This window comes from Tritonibacter horizontis, from assembly GCF_001518015.1.
GTDB classification, from domain to species: Bacteria; Pseudomonadota; Alphaproteobacteria; order Rhodobacterales; family Rhodobacteraceae; genus Epibacterium; species Epibacterium horizontis.
In genome coordinates, this window is record NZ_LPUY01000075.1 from 47,007 (window position 1) to 62,795 (window position 15,789).

At 62.9% G+C, this 15,789-nt stretch carries 15 protein-coding genes; 7 read left to right on the forward strand and 8 right to left on the reverse strand.

Annotated elements, in window-relative coordinates:
- Positions 1-100 precede the first annotated feature (100 nt).
- A complete protein-coding gene (locus tag TRIHO_RS13475) occupies positions 101-1,222 on the reverse strand; it encodes an LptF/LptG family permease (protein ID WP_068244582.1) in 1,122 nt (373 codons plus the stop codon).
- Between the two features lie 175 nt (positions 1,223-1,397).
- Between TRIHO_RS13475 and TRIHO_RS13480 the strand changes: the two genes are divergently transcribed.
- From TRIHO_RS13480 to TRIHO_RS13495, 4 genes are all read left to right on the forward strand, one after another.
- Positions 1,398-2,090 carry a CDP-alcohol phosphatidyltransferase family protein gene (locus TRIHO_RS13480; protein ID WP_068244585.1) on the forward strand — a complete coding sequence of 231 codons (693 nt, stop codon included), beginning with the start codon at positions 1,398-1,400 and terminating at the stop codon, positions 2,088-2,090.
- A gap of 201 nt (positions 2,091-2,291) precedes the next feature.
- Complete coding sequence (locus tag TRIHO_RS13485) at positions 2,292-2,606, forward strand: hypothetical protein (protein WP_068244588.1); 315 nt, start codon at positions 2,292-2,294, stop codon at positions 2,604-2,606.
- Positions 2,607-2,846: 240 nt separating this feature from the next.
- Positions 2,847-3,221 carry a hypothetical protein gene (locus TRIHO_RS13490; protein ID WP_068244590.1) on the forward strand — a complete coding sequence of 125 codons (375 nt, stop codon included), beginning with the start codon at positions 2,847-2,849 and terminating at the stop codon, positions 3,219-3,221.
- 392 nt (positions 3,222-3,613) lie between these two features.
- Entirely contained in the window at positions 3,614-4,039 is a 426-nt protein-coding gene (locus TRIHO_RS13495) for a hypothetical protein (RefSeq protein WP_232367786.1), read from the forward strand.
- Between the two features lie 163 nt (positions 4,040-4,202).
- Here the strand turns inward: TRIHO_RS13495 and ileS are convergent, their stop codons facing one another.
- On the reverse strand, positions 4,203-7,127 hold the full coding sequence (ileS, locus tag TRIHO_RS13500) for an isoleucine--tRNA ligase (RefSeq protein WP_068244799.1): 2,925 nt from the start codon (positions 7,125-7,127) through the stop codon (positions 4,203-4,205).
- A gap of 329 nt (positions 7,128-7,456) precedes the next feature.
- Here ileS and TRIHO_RS13505 point away from each other — a divergent pair, with 329 nt between their 5' ends.
- On the forward strand, positions 7,457-7,867 hold the full coding sequence (locus TRIHO_RS13505) for a group III truncated hemoglobin (RefSeq protein ID WP_068244596.1): 411 nt from the start codon (positions 7,457-7,459) through the stop codon (positions 7,865-7,867).
- On the opposite strand, the gene TRIHO_RS13510 is transcribed toward TRIHO_RS13505, so the two are convergent.
- From TRIHO_RS13510 to TRIHO_RS13520, 3 genes are read right to left on the reverse strand one after another with little or no spacing between them, the layout of a single operon-like run.
- Positions 7,834-8,865: a YcjF family protein gene (locus TRIHO_RS13510; RefSeq protein ID WP_068244599.1), complete on the reverse strand. Its 1,032-nt coding sequence runs from the start codon at positions 8,863-8,865 to the stop codon at positions 7,834-7,836. The two genes, TRIHO_RS13505 and TRIHO_RS13510, sit on opposite strands and share 34 nt — an antisense overlap.
- Positions 8,855-9,325 carry a GNAT family N-acetyltransferase gene (locus TRIHO_RS13515; RefSeq protein WP_068244600.1) on the reverse strand — a complete coding sequence of 157 codons (471 nt, stop codon included), beginning with the start codon at positions 9,323-9,325 and terminating at the stop codon, positions 8,855-8,857. The genes TRIHO_RS13510 and TRIHO_RS13515 overlap by 11 nt, the downstream gene beginning before the upstream one ends.
- The gene (locus tag TRIHO_RS13520) at positions 9,322-10,923 is read right to left on the reverse strand and encodes a YcjX family GTP-binding protein (RefSeq protein WP_232367787.1); all 1,602 of its coding nucleotides are present in this window, start codon (positions 10,921-10,923) and stop codon (positions 9,322-9,324) included. The genes TRIHO_RS13515 and TRIHO_RS13520 overlap by 4 nt, the downstream gene beginning before the upstream one ends.
- Between TRIHO_RS13520 and truA the strand changes: the two genes are divergently transcribed.
- Complete coding sequence (truA, locus tag TRIHO_RS13525; RefSeq protein WP_068244601.1) at positions 10,922-11,701, forward strand: tRNA pseudouridine(38-40) synthase TruA; 780 nt, start codon at positions 10,922-10,924, stop codon at positions 11,699-11,701. The genes TRIHO_RS13520 and truA overlap by 2 nt on opposite strands.
- 11 nt (positions 11,702-11,712) lie before the next feature.
- Here truA and TRIHO_RS13530 read toward each other — a convergent pair whose 3' ends face one another.
- Together TRIHO_RS13530 and TRIHO_RS13535 are read right to left on the reverse strand one after the other, a co-directional pair.
- Positions 11,713-12,507: a thioesterase family protein gene (locus tag TRIHO_RS13530; RefSeq protein ID WP_068244604.1), complete on the reverse strand. Its 795-nt coding sequence runs from the start codon at positions 12,505-12,507 to the stop codon at positions 11,713-11,715.
- The gene (locus TRIHO_RS13535; RefSeq protein ID WP_068244607.1) at positions 12,504-13,739 is read right to left on the reverse strand and encodes an acyl-CoA dehydrogenase family protein; all 1,236 of its coding nucleotides are present in this window, start codon (positions 13,737-13,739) and stop codon (positions 12,504-12,506) included. The genes TRIHO_RS13530 and TRIHO_RS13535 overlap by 4 nt, the downstream gene beginning before the upstream one ends.
- A gap of 98 nt (positions 13,740-13,837) precedes the next feature.
- Here TRIHO_RS13535 and TRIHO_RS13540 point away from each other — a divergent pair, with 98 nt between their 5' ends.
- Positions 13,838-14,773 carry a 2-hydroxyacid dehydrogenase gene (locus TRIHO_RS13540; RefSeq protein ID WP_068244609.1) on the forward strand — a complete coding sequence of 312 codons (936 nt, stop codon included), beginning with the start codon at positions 13,838-13,840 and terminating at the stop codon, positions 14,771-14,773.
- A gap of 55 nt (positions 14,774-14,828) precedes the next feature.
- On the opposite strand, the gene yghX is transcribed toward TRIHO_RS13540, so the two are convergent.
- Positions 14,829-15,734: a YghX family hydrolase gene (yghX, locus tag TRIHO_RS13545; protein ID WP_068244612.1), complete on the reverse strand. Its 906-nt coding sequence runs from the start codon at positions 15,732-15,734 to the stop codon at positions 14,829-14,831.
- Between the last annotated feature and the right edge of the window lie 55 nt (positions 15,735-15,789).

Consider the following 15,789-nt stretch of genomic DNA (forward strand, 5'->3'; position numbering starts at 1 on the left):
GGATCTCAGGCTACCGGCAGAGGATTACATCACCAGCTTGAGGCTTTTTTTAAAGTTATGTGTAGTTTTGTGACAGACCCGGATCGGCCGGGAGCGCCCCCTAGGATGACGGGCGGCGCGGCATGCGGATGGGGCGCCCGGCCATGGCGAGAAACGCCCCGGCGACCAGGCAGCCCGCTACCGTCGGCAGATGGTAGATCCACCACAGGTCAGGCGTTTCAAGCACCAGCCCAGACGCACCGCCGCGCGCGGCTTCGACACCGATCAAGATCACGAAGGCCAGGCAGATCTGGGTCCAGAGCCCAAACCGCGAATGGGCCCCTGTCATCAATGCGGTAAAGCCGATCAACGCCACCGCGACGCAAATCCCGACCCAGGACAGGCGTTCGTGCAGTTCTTCGACCAGCTGCCCCTCCGAATAGCTGCCCTGCGCCACCAGCTCTGCGCGCCCGCGCAACAACACGCTGGTGGGCAGCGCGCGCAAGCTGTCATGATCTGTCGCCTCCAGATCACCATAGCGCGAGATGTCTACGGTCAGATCATCGAACCAGGTGGCGGACAGCTCTTCGGCGGCGGCATTGTAGCGCGCCACCATGCCCTCGACCATGACGACATAGATCGCGTCGTTTTCCTGCACCAGATAGGCCTGAGAGGCCGTATAGGTCTGCGGCCGTTCGGCGACGCGCCGGTCCGAGATATAGACATCCCGCAGGGTGCCGGTCGGGTCGATGGTTCCGAAATAGACCACGACCCCATCCATCGGGTGAAGGAAGGTTCCCTCCTTCAACAGCTTCGCCGCGAGATCCTGCTCCAGTTCCGCTTCGCGCTCTTCAAATGCCGCCAGAGAGGCCGGACGCAGAACGGTGGTCAGGGTCGCGACCATCACCGCCGCAAGCGCGGCAAACATGATCACCGGTCGGGCCAACCGCATCGGGCTGGCACCGGTGGCCTGCATGACCACCAGTTCGCTCTCGCGGCGCAAACGGTTGGTGACATAGACGACCGCCGCGAAAATCGCCATCGGCATCACTGTGCGCAGCAGGGTCGGAAAGGTCAGGGCGGTAAGTTCAAAAAACACCCAAGGCGAATGCCCGCCCCCCAGCAGCGTCGAGAACAGGCCGATAGAGCGCGAAATCCAGAAGACCCCGGCCAGGACCAGGGTGAAAAAGCTCCACATCACGATCAGTTGGCGCAGAACATATCCATCGTAACGTGCAAACATTGGTCTCTCGGGCCCTGTGGATTGGCATGCCTGACCGAAGGCCGGCACGGGGTTTCTTGCTCTGTCCCTGTCTACGAGACTTTTCCGGTGCACCGCCAGCAAAGTTATTCAGACCGACACGGCGTTGTGACGCTTGCGGGTTGCAGCTTTGACGTAAATTCGTCATCAGAGAGGGATGACAAAAGAACTTCGCGCCCTGTCCGTACACCTGTTAACTGCAACCGGTGCCGTTTTCGCCATGCTCGCCATGTTAGCCGCGGTAGAGGCGAAATGGGATCTGATGTTCTTGTGGCTGGGGGTCGCCTTTGCGGTCGACGGCATCGATGGCCCGCTGGCCCGCCACTATGACGTGAAACGCAACGCGCCGCAGTTTGATGGTGTCTTGCTCGATCTGATCATCGATTATCTGACTTATGTCTTCATTCCCGCGTTTGCCCTGTTCACATCTGATCTGATGTCGGGCTGGACCGGATGGGTCGCGATCATCGTGATCACCTTCACCAGTGCGATGTATTTTGCCGACACCCGGATGAAGACCAAGGACAATTCCTTTTCGGGCTTTCCGGGCTGCTGGAACATGCTTGTGTTGGTCATCTTTGCGCTCGAGCCCAATCACTGGATCAGCCTGGCCCTGGTGACGGTGCTGTCGGCCACCATGTTCCTGCCGCTGAAATTCATCCATCCGGTGCGCACAGAACGCTGGCGGCCGCTGTCCCTGCCGATCGCCCTGCTCTGGACCGGTCTTGCAGGCTGGACCGCCTGGGTCGATTTTGCGCCTGGTCCCCTGGTGCATGGGTTGCTCCTGGCGACCTCGGTCTATCTGCTGTTTGTCGGGATTGCCCAGCAGGTGATCCCACAACGCCGCTGACACCCCGCGCAGGTGGCAGGCCTTAATTGTTGGTGCCCCCAAGAATACAGTCAAATTTTGGGCAAATATTGCTTTTTTCACTGTAAGCTGGCGCAATTGATCGTGGTTTTCAGGAGATTTAAGTAAAACGTTAAGCATAACTCCAGAATATCGGTCGGGCACGTTAACCGTATACCCCTTTCATGTTCAGGAGTGACTTTGATGTCGACGCAACAGGAAAATCAGGCAGAGCTCGCCAATGTTCCGGACATAGCAGCCAGATATCGGGCTGCCAGCAGCTCGGCGTCGACGCAACAATTGGCCAATGCGATGGCGCTTTTGCAGAAATCCGCCGCCGGCGCCGTTTTCCCGCGCGAAGCCACATCGGACGACGCGCCCGCCCCCGACGTCCCCAGCAAGAAAATGGCCCGGACCTGTGCCAGCAACGAACTGGCCTTTATGTCGCGCCGCAGCCCGTTCCGCACCTCGGAAAGAGAAGCAAGCCGACGCTATGCCGGTGCCAAAACAGTGATCTGACAGCCCCGGCGCCGCCTTTTTGCGCCCGATCCGGACAATTCGAATAAAACTCACCCAAAAGCCAATTTGCCGCCCCAAGTCCCATCACCGGGCTGACGGCGGCTTTTTCCTCGGCGTGGCGCTATACTTCCGGATAGGCCAAAGACCCGAACGAAAATGCCACTACGCTTTCCCGCCCGTGATTTTCCGCACCACTTGTATAAAATTGAATCAACTTGGTACTCGTTTGAGGTGAATAAGATGAACAGCATTTCCGTCGACACAGGGGTTTACCGCATGATGCAGGGTCATCTGTCTGGCCAGACACAGGAAAATTCTGACCGCCTGGCCCGCGAAGAGGCCCGCAAGCCGGTGGCGGCAGCAGAAACCAATTGGGTTGATGCGTCCCGCGCGTTTGAGACACGGACCAGCGCCGCCCCCATTTCCAGCCTCGTCCCCATTGCCGAGACCGCCGACCCAATTCGCTCTGGCGACATCACGCAGATGAACGCGGGCAGCACAGATATGGCCCGCTACGTGCAGAGCGTCATCGAAGGAAGCGTGAACGGTCCAGTCCCGATGAGCGCGCTGATCGCCAAGCAAAACTACGAAACCGCGCTCAAGGCGGCAGCCTAAGCCCCCCTGCCCGCGCGACAACAGGGCCGAGAATCAACAGAGCGGCCCGTTGCTCCGGATGCATCTGCGACTTAAAAATTCGCGACCACAGCTCCGGCAATTTTAAGAAAATTGATAAAGCTACATACTGACAAGACGAATCTGTATTTTCCCGAAGGCGCCATAAAAAGGTTAAAGTTTTACTGAGCCATCACCTCATCCTCCGTTTCCTGCTATGATGAATGTCTGGACAGTTTGGAATGTCATGTGCCGATGCAGGCCTCTTTCTGGAGGCCGGCGAAAGGCAGGCTCCGCGCCACATTCCAAGCGTTCGACACGTTGCAAGAACCCGACACTTTCGTGGAAAGGGATAAGGCATGATTACAGCGATACGTGGATACGCAAACGCGCCCATGAATACCGCAGATATCTCGGTTCTGACGCAGACCGACACCGTGACAGCGGTGAGCGAAATCGGCGGCGCCACCGGCTCGGAATTTGCCAACAGTCGATTGGGCAATTTCCTGAGCGACGATGCTGCGCCGCGCGACCGCGATCTTGATACCCTCATGAGCAGTGAGCCGCTTGGGCTTTATGACAAAGGTCCGCAAGCCCCCGATTCGCAGGCGGAGGCACGATCGGAAGCGCCCCCACCGCCGCCACCGCCCGAGGATGTGGACCCCATCGCTTTGCCGCCCATGGAAAGCCTGGTGAACAGCCAGATGCAACAGGCGGCAGAGATCCAGCAGGATCTGGTGTTCACCGGGATCTCCTCGGGGAGCTTCGCGCAAGAGATGTATACCAACACCCAGGACGTTCTGTCCCGGATCGCGGCCTGATCTCGCGCCCTTGCGGGTGCCACGCGGTCGGCTCCGCCAGATGACACCGCCAGATGACATAAAACACCGCCCGGAGGCAGACCTCCGGGCGGTGTTTTCTATTTCGCCATGTCGCTGTGACCCTCGCACCTGAGGGTCACAAAAAGACACGCCAAGGTCGGGCTCAGCCGCCCAAGGCCGTGCTGCAGCGGCCGCAGGTGCCCGCGTGGGCATGGGTGCCCACATCCGGCAGGATTTTCCAGCAGCGTTGGCATTTTTCGCCTTCGGCCTTCTCAAACACCACCGAGACCCCCTCGACCTCCGGCAGGCGGAAGGCTTCCGACGGGCTCGGGTCGCCGGTCAGCTGGACATCGGAGGTGATGCAGACATCCGCGAAGGGCACCCGCGTCAGCGCATCGAGCACATCCACATCGCGCACGTGCACAACAGGCGCCGCTTCGAGCGACGCGCCGATCACCTTTTCCGCGCGCTGCACTTCAAGTGCTGCGGTCACGACCCGGCGGGCCTGACGCACCTTGGCCCATTTCGCCGCAAGTGCCTCGTTGATCCAGTCATCGGGTGTTTCAGGCATGTCCACCAGATGCACAGAGCTGTCCGCCCCCGGGAAGCGTTCCAGCCAGACCTCTTCCATCGTGAAAACGAGGATCGGCGCCAGCCATGTGGTCAGGCGGTGGAACAACAGATCCAGCACCGTGCGCGTGGATCGCGCGGTCAGCGTTTCCCCATCGCAATACAGTGCGTCCTTGCGGATATCGAAATAGAAGGCCGACAGATCGACCGTCGCAAAGTTAAAGATCGCCTGCCATACCCCGTTGAAGTCAAAGGACTTATACCCTGCCTTCACGGTTTTATCGAGCTCCGCTAGCCGGTGCAGAACCCATTGCTCCAGCTCGGGCATATCTGCGGCATCGACCCGCTGACCCTCGTCGAAATCCGCCAGCGACCCCAGCAGGAACCGCATTGTGTTGCGCAAACGCCGATAGCTGTCGGCGGTCCCTTTCAGGATCTCCGGCCCGATCCGCTGGTCCGCAGTATAGTCGGCCTGCGCCACCCAGAGACGCAGAATATCGGCGCCGTATTGCTTGATGACCTCTTCGGGCACGATGGTATTGCCAAGCGATTTGGACATCTTCATGCCCTTCTCGTCCAGCGTGAACCCATGGGTGACCACATTGCGATAAGGCGCGCGGCCCTTGGTGGCGGAGGCCTGCAGCAAGGAAGAGTGGAACCAGCCCCGGTGCTGGTCGGTGCCTTCCATATAGACATCGGCGATGCCATCCTCGGTGCCGTCTTCCCGGTCGCGCAGCACAAACGCATGGGTGGAGCCGGAATCGAACCACACGTCGAGCACGTCAAACACCTGCTCGTAGTCATCCGGGTTCACGATCCCGTCGAGCACCCGCGCCTTGAACCCGTCCTCGTACCAGACATCGGCGCCGTTTTCCTCAAAGGCGGCGGTGATGCGGCTGTTCACCTCAACGTTGCGCAACAGGAAGTCGGCATCGGTGGGCAACGCACCTTTCTTGGTAAAGCAAGTGAGCGGCACCCCCCAGGCGCGTTGCCGTGACAGCACCCAGTCGGGGCGGTTCTCGATCATCGAATGCAGACGATTGCGCCCCGTCTGCGGCGTCCATTTCACCAGTTCGTCGATGGATCGCAGCGCGCGTTCGCGAATGGTATCGCCATAGTCGCCCATGCCATCATCCAGCTTGCGGTCCACGCCAGCAAACCACTGCGGCGTGTTGCGATAGATGATCGGTGCCTTGGAACGCCAGGAATGCGGATAGCTGTGCTTGATCTTGCCGCGCGCCAGCAGGCCGCCGACCTCGACCAGCTTGTCGATCACCGCCTTGTTGGCATCGCCCTCGCCACCCTTGCGGTTGAGGATGTATTTGCCACCAAAGAACGGCAGATCGGCACGGAAGCCGCCATCGTCCATCACGTTATAGGTGATGACCTGTTCAAGCATGCCGAGATCACGGTAGAGTTCAAATTCCTCCATCCCGTGGCTTGGGGCGCAATGCACAAAACCGGTGCCTTCGGTGTCGGTCACGAAAGGCGCAGCGCGAAAATCGCGGATATCGTCCCATTCGCCGTTGGAACCTTCGGCCCCGGCCAGCGGGTGGGTCAGGCCGAGACCCGCCAGATCGGACGCCGAGACATCGCCAACGCGGGTGTACTGGTCCTCCGCCAGTCGCGCGCGTTTGAACACATCCGCCGCAAGATTGTCGGCCAGCAGGTATTTGTCGCCCACATTGACCCAGCATTCCTCCGGCGTGCCGGTGACCTCATAAAGGCCATAGGCAATGTCGGCGCCATAAACCACGGCCTTGTTCGACGGCATGGTCCAGGGGGTCGTGGTCCAGATCACCACATGGGCACCGGCCAGCTTGTGTTCGGCAGGCTCCGCGACCTTAAACTTCACCCAGACGGTAAAGCTCTCCTTGTCGTGATACTCCACCTCGGCCTCGGCCAGAGCGGTTTTTTCGACCGGCGACCACATCACGGGTTTGGAGCCCTGATAGAGCGTGCCGTTCATCAGGAACTTCATGAATTCCTCGGCGATGACGGCCTCGGCGTGGAAATCCATGGTGATATAGGGGTTCGGCCAGTTACCGGTGATGCCGATCCGTTTGAATTCTTCGCGCTGGATGTCGATCCAGCCCTCGGCGAACTTGCGGCATTCCTGACGGAATTCGATGACCGGCACCGCGTCCTTGTTCTTGCCCTTCTTGCGGTACTGTTCTTCGATTTTCCACTCGATGGGCAGGCCGTGACAGTCCCAACCGGGGACATAGCGGCTGTCGAAACCCATCATCTGATGGCTGCGAACGATCATGTCCTTGATGGTCTTGTTCAGCGCGTGGCCGATGTGCAGATGTCCGTTGGCATAGGGCGGGCCGTCGTGCAGGACAAAGGGGGTGCGGCCCTGTTTTTCGCGCAGGCGGTCATACACGCCGATCTCTGCCCAGCGGTCCAGCCATGCGGGCTCGCGCTTGGGCAGGCCTGCGCGCATGGGGAAATCGGTCTTGGGCAGGTTCAGCGTGTCTTTGTAGTCGGGGGCGGTGTCGGTCTTTTCGGCGCACATATCGGTGGCGTCCTTTTGCATCAACGGGTCGGATTGGGGATATTCGGTTCGGTGCGATCACTCAAGCACCTTTGCCCGGCGTCTCGATCTGTCAGAGCGCCGGGGTCGTAATTCGAATAATGATGGCCACGCGTCGTGTTGCGGTCGAGGTCATAGGCCCGCTTATAGGGCGATGTGCCGCGCGGGTAAAGCACGACAAAATTGCCGTGACACCCGCGCGACAAAAGACAGCGCAGGCGCGGTAAAAACGTCGCATGGTCTGACCCGGGCCGAACCGCTAGGCTGCTGTCATCGCTATCAACTTGCGCATAGGCACAAAGGATTTCGTGATGGATGCACGGCCCCTCGCCCTGTTTCAGATCAGCCCCGACGACATCAACCGGGTTGTCCGGCTCTTTTATGCCGAGATCCGCAAACACCCCATTCTTGCACCGGTCTTTGCGGCCCATGTCGAAAACTGGCCCGAGCACGAAGAAAAGATCGCGTCGTTCTGGCGCAATGCGATCCTGCGGGAACGGGTCTATTCCGGCAATCCCATGCGGGTGCATGCCAGCACGCCAGAGATCAAGGCAGAGCATTTCAGCGATTGGCTGGACCTGTTTCACGCAGTGCTGGCCCGCACTGTGACGCCGCAGCAGGCGCAGGCCTGGGGCGCATTGGCGGACCGGATCGGCGAGGGGTTCCGAACCGGAGTTGTCTCCCTGCGTCAGCCCAGAGGGGCGCCACCGCGGCTGGTCTGATCCGAGGCCGCCGGTCGCTGCCCGAACACGCCTGTCAGCGCCCGTTGCACCACCTTGCGGGTGGACGGCTTGCGGCAGGCGTGGAATGCCATCGGACGGCAGACCTCTATCGCGGCCAGCCCGACCCGTGCGGTCAGGGCGCCATTGACCAGCCCCTCGCCAAACCGTCGCGAGAGTTTGGACAGCACCGACCCGCCCAGAATGGGTTCCAGCAGATCATCGCCCACCGCCACGGCCCCCGTTGCCACCAGCTGCGACAAGACCGCCCGCGTCAGCCGCCAGGAGCTGAACAGCCCGGATCGGCCGCCGTAAATCTCGGCTATGCGGCGGATCATCCGCAGGCTGGCAACAAGCGCGGTGATCACATCCGCCAGAGCCAGGGGCACCAGCGCTGTGACGCCCGCCACCTGACGGGCCGCGCTTTCGACCTCGGCCACGGCCCGCGCATCAAGCGGGGTCATCAGCTCCGCCTCGGTCAGGTCAATCAGCGCATCCGCATCCAGAATGTCGCCCCGGCGCTCGGACAGGTTGCGGCGCGCCCAATCAAGATCGGCGCGGCCCGCATAGAACCGCAGAAATCCGTCCACCTGGGCCTGTGCGGACTTCAGATCGCCCTCCCGCGCCCCGGCGCAGGCCCGGCGCAGCTCATCAATGCGGCGCAGCCGACCCAGGGCGGCCAGCTCCTTGAGACAAACGATCAGGGCCACCAGGACAAGAACAGCCATCGCGGCCGAAACAATCAGCCCCAGGATCGGGACACGGTCCAACAGGCGCGTCGCATAGTCCCAGGCGGCGACCGAAAGGATGGTGGTCACCAGCCCCGCCAGCACCGGCCAGATCCAGCGCGACCAGCCGGACCCGCGCCGTGCCTCCATCGCTTTGACCGTGGCCTGCAGGGCGGTCGGCTGGTCAAGATCTGGCACCGGCGGTGCATCCCGGACGTTGGGGGTGGCGTCTGTCTCGTCGTCGAGATCAAAAATCACCGGCTTAGGGCTCATGGTCAGATTCTCCCTGTTTGGGCGGCCAATGGTATTCGACATCCGGCAGACCTTCGCCGTTGGCGGCGCCATCGGTACGCTGCACTTCGACAAACCCTTCGCGCAGATAGAACCGCTGCGCCCCGGTGTTGGCCTGGAATGTCCACAGCTTCAGAGACGGCGATGCCGCCTTTGCCCGGGCCAGAAACGCCTTGCCGATCCCCTGCCCCCGGGCCTCTGCTGTCAGGTACAGCGCGCAGATCTCTGCCCCGTCCTGCGCCATGAACCCCACAATCCGCCGGTGCGTTTCCACTTCGGCCACGCTGACCCAGCCCTTGGCAATCATCTGGTCGCAAAAGGAAATAGCCTCCGCCCCGGAGTGTTCTTTCGGCATCCAGCTGGTGTCCTGCTGGAACCGGTGCAGGATCGCGCCGGCCTGTCCCGCATCCAGCGGCGTCGCAGGGCGCAACCAAACGTTCACAGGCGGTCACCGAACAGGAATTCCGCCGCCCGGTCCAGCCGGATATGGGGCGGCCCCTCGCCCGGACGCAAGGTCAGGGGCTGCGGCGCGAACCGCATCGCGGCATAGCTGCCGTCAAGCCAGCGTTCTGCCCCCTGTCGCGCCGGTGTCAGCAGTTGGCTCGGATCCTCGGGCAATCGGCCCGGATACAAGGCCGCCGGTCGCTGGGTGTCGGCCAGAAGGCCCCGCACACAGGGAAGATCCTCGCCGTTGTGCGTCCGCATTTCCTCGGTTGTGGCCCGCAGTGACGCAAGCGACAGCGCCGCCGTCTGCGCACCGGCAAAGCGTGCACGATCCCGCGCGTCCTGCGTCAGCGCCTCTATGATCGCTGTCATTTGCGGGTGTTGCTGGTGGTGCAGGTGATCCGCCTTGGTGGCGGCAAACAGAATTTTCTCCACCCGCTTGCCGCGCAACAGCCGGTTGAGGAAGCCATTGGTGCCGGGCCGGAAGGCGGCAAGGATATCCCCCATGGCGCGGCGCAGGTCCTCCATCGCCGGGGGGCCGGAATGAAGCGCGCCGAGCGCATCCACCAGCACCACCTGCCGGTCGATACGGGCAAAATGGTCGCGAAAGAAGGGGCGCACGACCTGTGCCTTGTAGGCCTCGAACCGGCGGGCCATCTCGCGGGCCATACTGCCACGCGGGGCAGCGCTTTCGGGCAGTGGGGCAAAGGTCAGCACCGGCGACCCCGCCAGATCGCCGGGCAGCAAGAACCGGCCCGGCGTGCAATCGGAGTATCCCTCGGCGCGGGCCGCCTGCAGATACGCAGCAAAAGCCTTGGCCAGGGCCTGCGCCACAGGTTCTGCGTGGGGGGCATCGGGATCGGCCTCGTCCAGCGCCGCCAGAAACCCGGCCGCCGCGCTGCGCGATTTGATCCGGCGCAGCACATCCGCCGACCAATCGGCATAGTCCTTGTCCAGAAGCGCCAGATCCAACAACCATTCGCCGGGATAGTCGATGATATCGAGATGCAGGATGCGCGGACCGGTCAGCCCGCCGAACATCCCCGCCGGACGTATCCGCAGGCTCAGCCGCAGTTCCGACACCGCGCGGGTGCTGTCGGGCCAATGCGGCGCCGGGCCGGTCAGCGCGCCAAGGTGGTTTTCAAACTCGAACCGGGGCACTGTGTCGTCTGGCTGCGGCTGCAGATAGGCGGCTTCGATCCGGCCTTCCCGCGCGGCGCTGAGCTGCGTCATACGCCCCCGCTGCATCAGGTTTGCCACCAGCGACGTGATGAAAACCGTCTTGCCCGCCCGCGCCAGACCGGTCACCCCTAGCCGCAGGGTCGGTTCCGAAAACGGGCTGGCGACCACGCCGCCCAGGGTCTCTGCGCTGCGCAGCACACCTTCGGCCACGTCGGCGGCCAATCCCGTTACCCCTGAACCTCGCGCCACGTTCTGCCTCACTTCTGTCGATGTCTTTGGTTTCGTTTCGATCTTCGTGCCATCGCCTGCCGGGTCAACATAGGCATCAGAGGGCCCTGTTGCCAGCCCGGTGGCGCGACATCCTGCATCCGGGGGCTTGCCAGTTTCAGCGCGCCGCGCTACGCCGCGCCTCATGCCGCGCATCGCTTTGAAAGTCGAATATAACGGAAAACCCTTTGCCGGCTGGCAAAGGCAAAAAGATCAGCCTTCCGTGCAGGGCGCGATCGAGGCCGCCTTGGCGCGCCTTGAGCCGGGCGAACACACAATCGCCGCCGCCGGGCGCACCGATACTGGCGTTCACGGGTTGGGTCAGGTGGCCCATTGCGACCTGCAAAAAGACTGGGATCCCTTCCGGCTGAGCGAGGCCCTGAACTATCATCTGAAACCCTTGCCGGTTGCCATCGTCAACGCCGCCCGGGTCGATGACGACTGGCACGCCCGCTTCAGCGCGGTGGAGCGGCAATATCTGTTCCGCATCCTGATGCGCCGCGCGCCCTCGGCCCATGAGGCAGGACAAGTCTGGCAGATCAATCACCAGCTTGATGTCGAGGCGATGCAGGCCGGGGCGAACTATCTGCTGGGGCAGCATGATTTCACCACCTTCCGCTCCTCCATCTGTCAGGCCGCCAGCCCGGTCAAAACCCTGGACGCACTGCGGGTGGAGCGGGTGCAGGGACTGTCCGGCCCAGAAATCCAGTTCCACGTCCGCGCCCGCAGTTTCCTGCACAATCAGGTTCGCAGCTTTGTCGGCACGCTGGAACGGGTGGGCACCGGGGCCTGGTCGCCCGAAGACGTGCGCGACGCGCTTGCCGCGCAGGATCGCGCCCGCTGTGGCCCGGTCTGTCCCGGACATGGGCTTTATCTGGCACGGGTTGTCTATCCCTCGGCCGTTTTTGCCAGCGACCCGGACTGAGGTCGCCGCCCCTAGCCCGCCGGAAACAGCGATAAGGTCTGCAGCGCGGTGCCAACCGGCCCCTCGGTGTCAAACAACACCGCCTGAGACATACCGATCCCGTTGGAATGCCAATGCGAGATCGCATCGGAGGCATGCCATCCCGGTTTCGGTGCCCGGTGGATCTGCAGCGTCAGATCGGTGTTCATAAACCCCATCTCGGTCGCCGGCAGGTTCCACGATATGCCATTGCCACAGTCCGCCAGCGCGCAAATGCCCTGGATGGGCGAGGTTTCCTCCCCCGCCACCAGATCCGGGGTCCGCAGCCAGATCATCTTGGGCCCCGGACCAAAGCCATGCCCCGGCGGGTACCGCGTTTCCAAGAGCCGGGCAAAATTCGGCAGATCGTGCCGCGCCGCGCCGATGGCAAATTCCCCCGGCGTCGCCTCGTCAAATGCGGGCGACGGCAGCATCGGCGACGGCAGCGGCCCAAGGTCGCGTTCGGCCAGATGCATGGTGGTGGCCTGCACCAACAGCGTATCCTCGAGGTCATGCACAGTGACCCGGGTGGCCGCGACGGATCTTGTGTGGCGCGTGGTTTCCGCCGCCACCCGCACGCCTTCGACCGGCACCGGGCGCAGCACATCCATCGTCAGCCGGGTCAGCATCTTCTCCGGTCCGACCTCGACCTCGGCGGCGCGGGCCACCAGCCCGGCCACCGGCCCCGCGTGGCAATGATCTGGCGACCAGGGGCCACGGGCGGCATCATTGCCCACAAAAACGCCGTCGGCCCGTTGATGAAAGAAAGCAGCGAGAGGCTCTGTCACGTGTTCTCCTGTGTGTAGCGTTTGAGTTCCGCCCGCGCCACCTGCCGCCGGTGCACCGCATCCGGCCCGTCCGCCAGCCGCAATGTCCGCACATGGGTCCAGGCCCGCGCCAGCGGCGTTTCCTGGCTGATGCCAGCGCCGCCATGCATCTGAACAGCCTCGTCAATCACCTTGAGCGCGACGCGCGGCGCGACCACCTTGATCTGGCTGATCCAGGGGGCGGCCGCCCGCGCGTCGCCCTGATCCATGTACCACGCCGCCTTGAGGCACAGCAGCCGCGCCATTTCGATCTCCATCCGGCATTCGGCGATGATGTCGTAGTTCGCCCCCAGCTGCGCCAGCGGCTTGCCAAAGGCCTCCCGCGCCAGGGACCGGCGGCACATCAGCTCCAGCGCCGCCTCGGCCTGACCGATGGCGCGCATGCAGTGGTGAATGCGGCCGGGGCCCAGCCGCCCCTGGGCGATCTCGAACCCGCGCCCCTCGCCCAGCAGCATATCCGCCGCCGGCACCCGCACGTCGGTGAACCGCAAATGCATGTGGCCATGGGGGGCGTCGTCGTGACCATAGACCTGCATCGGGCGCAGCACTTCGATGCCGGTGGCCTCTGCCGGGACCACGATCATGGAATGTCGCCGGTGTTTCGGCACCTCCGCGTCGCCGGTGCGCACCATGGTGATATAGACCCGACAGCGCGGATCGCCGGCCCCGGAAATCCACCATTTTTCACCGTTGAGCACATAGTCATCGCCGTCGCGCACGCAGGACATTTCGATGTTTGTCGCGTCAGAGCTCGCCACCTCTGGTTCGGTCATCAGATAGGCGGAGCGGATCTCCCCCGCCAACAACGGCTTCAGCCAGCGCTCCTTCATCGCGTCGGTGCCATAGCGTTCGAACACTTCCATATTGCCGGTGTCGGGCGCCGAGCAGTTGAACACCTCGGCCCCCAGCGGCGTTTTCCCCATTTCTTCGGCGAAATAGGCGTATTCGACCGTGCTCAGGCCAATGCCACGTTCCGAATCGGTCAGCCAGAAATTCCACAACCCCTCGGCCTTGGCGCGGGTCTTCAGCCCTTCGAGGATCTCCGCCTGGCGTGGCGTATAAGCCCAGCGATCGCCCTTGCCGATCTCGGCGTGATACTCGGCTTCCAGCGGCGTGATCTCATCGCGCACCATCGCCGCCACCCGGTCGAGCAACACACGCACCTCCGGCTTCAGTCCCAAGTTCATGTCCATGGCCGTTCTCCCTCTTTCGTCGCGCAGCATGGCTTGGCAAAGCGCGCCCTGTCCAGCACAGTGACGGCACGTAACTGACATAGGCAACGGAGCATCAAATGGCATTGCTGATCGAGATCGGGCACAACGGCTGGTATAGCGAAGAAGAGCTGGCGGCCGAGTTGCTGAAACTCGACCCCAAGGCCGATATCCGCACCATGGCCGACCCTGGCGATCTGGCGGAGGTGACGATGATGGCGGTGTCCACCCTGAAATCGGACCTGCCGACGCGGTTGCCGAACCTGCAGCTGGTCCAGAAACTGGGCGCGGGCGTGGAAACCATCGTCGCCCATCCCGCATTGGGCCCGGATGTCCGCGTCGCCCGGCTGAAACCCGAAGAGCCCGCGCGCGAGATTGCCCAGTATTGCCTGGCCTATGTGCTGCGTGGCACCCGCAATATGCGGTATCATGAAACCGCACAGGCCCGCGCGATCTGGGATCCGGTGGCGCCGCGCCGCCCGCAAGACATCAGCGTCGGCGTGCTGGGGCTGGGGCATATCGGTGGGCTGACGGCGGCGTTGATGCGCGACATGGGCTTCGACACCTATGGCTGGAGCCGCACCCAAAAGGACATCGACGGCGTGACCTGCCTGACAGGCGACCATGGCCTGAACGGCGTGCTGGCCTCCTGTGACTACGTCTGCGCCATCCTGCCCTCCACCGATGACACCCGCGACCTGCTGAATGGCGACAGGCTGGCCCGGATGAAAGAGGGCGCGACCCTGATCAACGCCGGGCGCGGTGATCTGATCGACGAGGCGGCGCTGATCTCGGCGCTGTACCAGCGACGCCCGGGCCACGCGGTGCTGGATGTGCTGCGCAAAGAACCGTTGCCAGCTGACAATCCCCTGTGGAAACACCCCTGCGTGACGATCACGCCGCATGTCTCCGGCTGGCATCTGGGCGACGCGCTTGGTGATGTGGTTGAAAACCTGCGCCGCCTGCAGGCCGGCAGCCCGCTGTTGCACGAAGTTGACCGCGCGCGCGGATACTGATCCCGGGGCGGCGATGGATCCGGCGCCCCGGCGTTTCTTTGCACCCCCTGTCCGGTCAACTCAGGTTGCGGCCAAAGAACTCCATCGTGCGCGCCCAGGCCAGCGCGGCGGCGGCCTCGTCAAAGCGGGGGGTGGTGTCATTGTGAAAGCCGTGGTTCACATCCGGGTAGAAATGCACCGAGAACGCTTTTTGATGCGCTTGCAGTGCCTCGGAATAGGCCGGCCAGCCTGCGTTGATCCGGTCATCGAGACCGGCATAATGGATCATCAGCGGCGCCTCGATTGCCGCCACATCGGCAGCGGCCGGCTGGCGACCGTAAAACGGCGCCGAGGCTCCCATCTCCGGATAGGCCACCGCCAGCGCGTTACACACCCCGCCGCCATAGCAAAAGCCGACCGCGCCCACCTTGCCAGTGGATCCGTCGTGATCGCGCAGGAATTCAAAAGCAGCGAAAAAGTCGTTCATCAGCTTTTCACCGTCCATCGAACGCTGCATCTCGCGCCCTTCCTCATCGGTACCCGGATAGCCGCCGAGCGGCGACAGACCGTCCGGGCCAAAGGCGAGATAGCCCGCCTTGGCAGCGCGGCGAACCACGTCTTCGATGTAGGGATTGAGCCCTCGATTTTCGTGCACCACCAGAACGGCAGGCAGTTTTCCAGTGGCCCCGGCCGGTTTGGCCATCAGGCCCTTGATCGTGCCATGGCCCGCCGGGCTTTGGTAGTCCGCCACCATCGTTTCAATCTCGGGATCATCAGGCGCGACCTGCTGCGCCAGGGCGTAATCCGGTTTCAGCTGATCCAGCAACATTGCCCCGGTCACACCCGCAGCGGCATAGCGCCCCGCCTGGGTCATGAATTCGCGCTTGGAGATCTTGCCATGCACATAGCCGTCAAAAATCTCAAGGATGCGCGGATCGAAATCCTTTGCCGTTTTCCGGCCCGTTGTCGGTGTCTTGGTCATCCTGTGGTTCCCCTGCTGTTGACGCACACAAGGTAATCCAGAATGCAGGTTGGAC

Coding starts and splice junctions, on each gene's coding strand:
- TRIHO_RS13475 (WP_068244582.1), bottom strand. CDS start 1,222: ATGTTTGCACGTTACGATGGATATGTTCTGCGCCAACTGATCGTGATG.
- TRIHO_RS13480 (WP_068244585.1), top strand. CDS start 1,398: ATGACAAAAGAACTTCGCGCCCTGTCCGTACACCTGTTAACTGCAACC.
- TRIHO_RS13485 (WP_068244588.1), top strand. CDS start 2,292: ATGTCGACGCAACAGGAAAATCAGGCAGAGCTCGCCAATGTTCCGGAC.
- TRIHO_RS13490 (WP_068244590.1), top strand. CDS start 2,847: ATGAACAGCATTTCCGTCGACACAGGGGTTTACCGCATGATGCAGGGT.
- TRIHO_RS13495 (WP_232367786.1), top strand. CDS start 3,614: ATGAATACCGCAGATATCTCGGTTCTGACGCAGACCGACACCGTGACA.
- ileS (WP_068244799.1), bottom strand. CDS start 7,127: ATGTGCGCCGAAAAGACCGACACCGCCCCCGACTACAAAGACACGCTG.
- TRIHO_RS13505 (WP_068244596.1), top strand. CDS start 7,457: ATGGATGCACGGCCCCTCGCCCTGTTTCAGATCAGCCCCGACGACATC.
- TRIHO_RS13510 (WP_068244599.1), bottom strand. CDS start 8,865: ATGAGCCCTAAGCCGGTGATTTTTGATCTCGACGACGAGACAGACGCC.
- truA (WP_068244601.1), top strand. CDS start 10,922: ATGCCGCGCATCGCTTTGAAAGTCGAATATAACGGAAAACCCTTTGCC.
- TRIHO_RS13520 (WP_232367787.1), bottom strand. CDS start 10,923: ATGAGGCGCGGCGTAGCGCGGCGCGCTGAAACTGGCAAGCCCCCGGAT.
- TRIHO_RS13535 (WP_068244607.1), bottom strand. CDS start 13,739: ATGGACATGAACTTGGGACTGAAGCCGGAGGTGCGTGTGTTGCTCGAC.
- TRIHO_RS13540 (WP_068244609.1), top strand. CDS start 13,838: ATGGCATTGCTGATCGAGATCGGGCACAACGGCTGGTATAGCGAAGAA.
- yghX (WP_068244612.1), bottom strand. CDS start 15,734: ATGACCAAGACACCGACAACGGGCCGGAAAACGGCAAAGGATTTCGAT.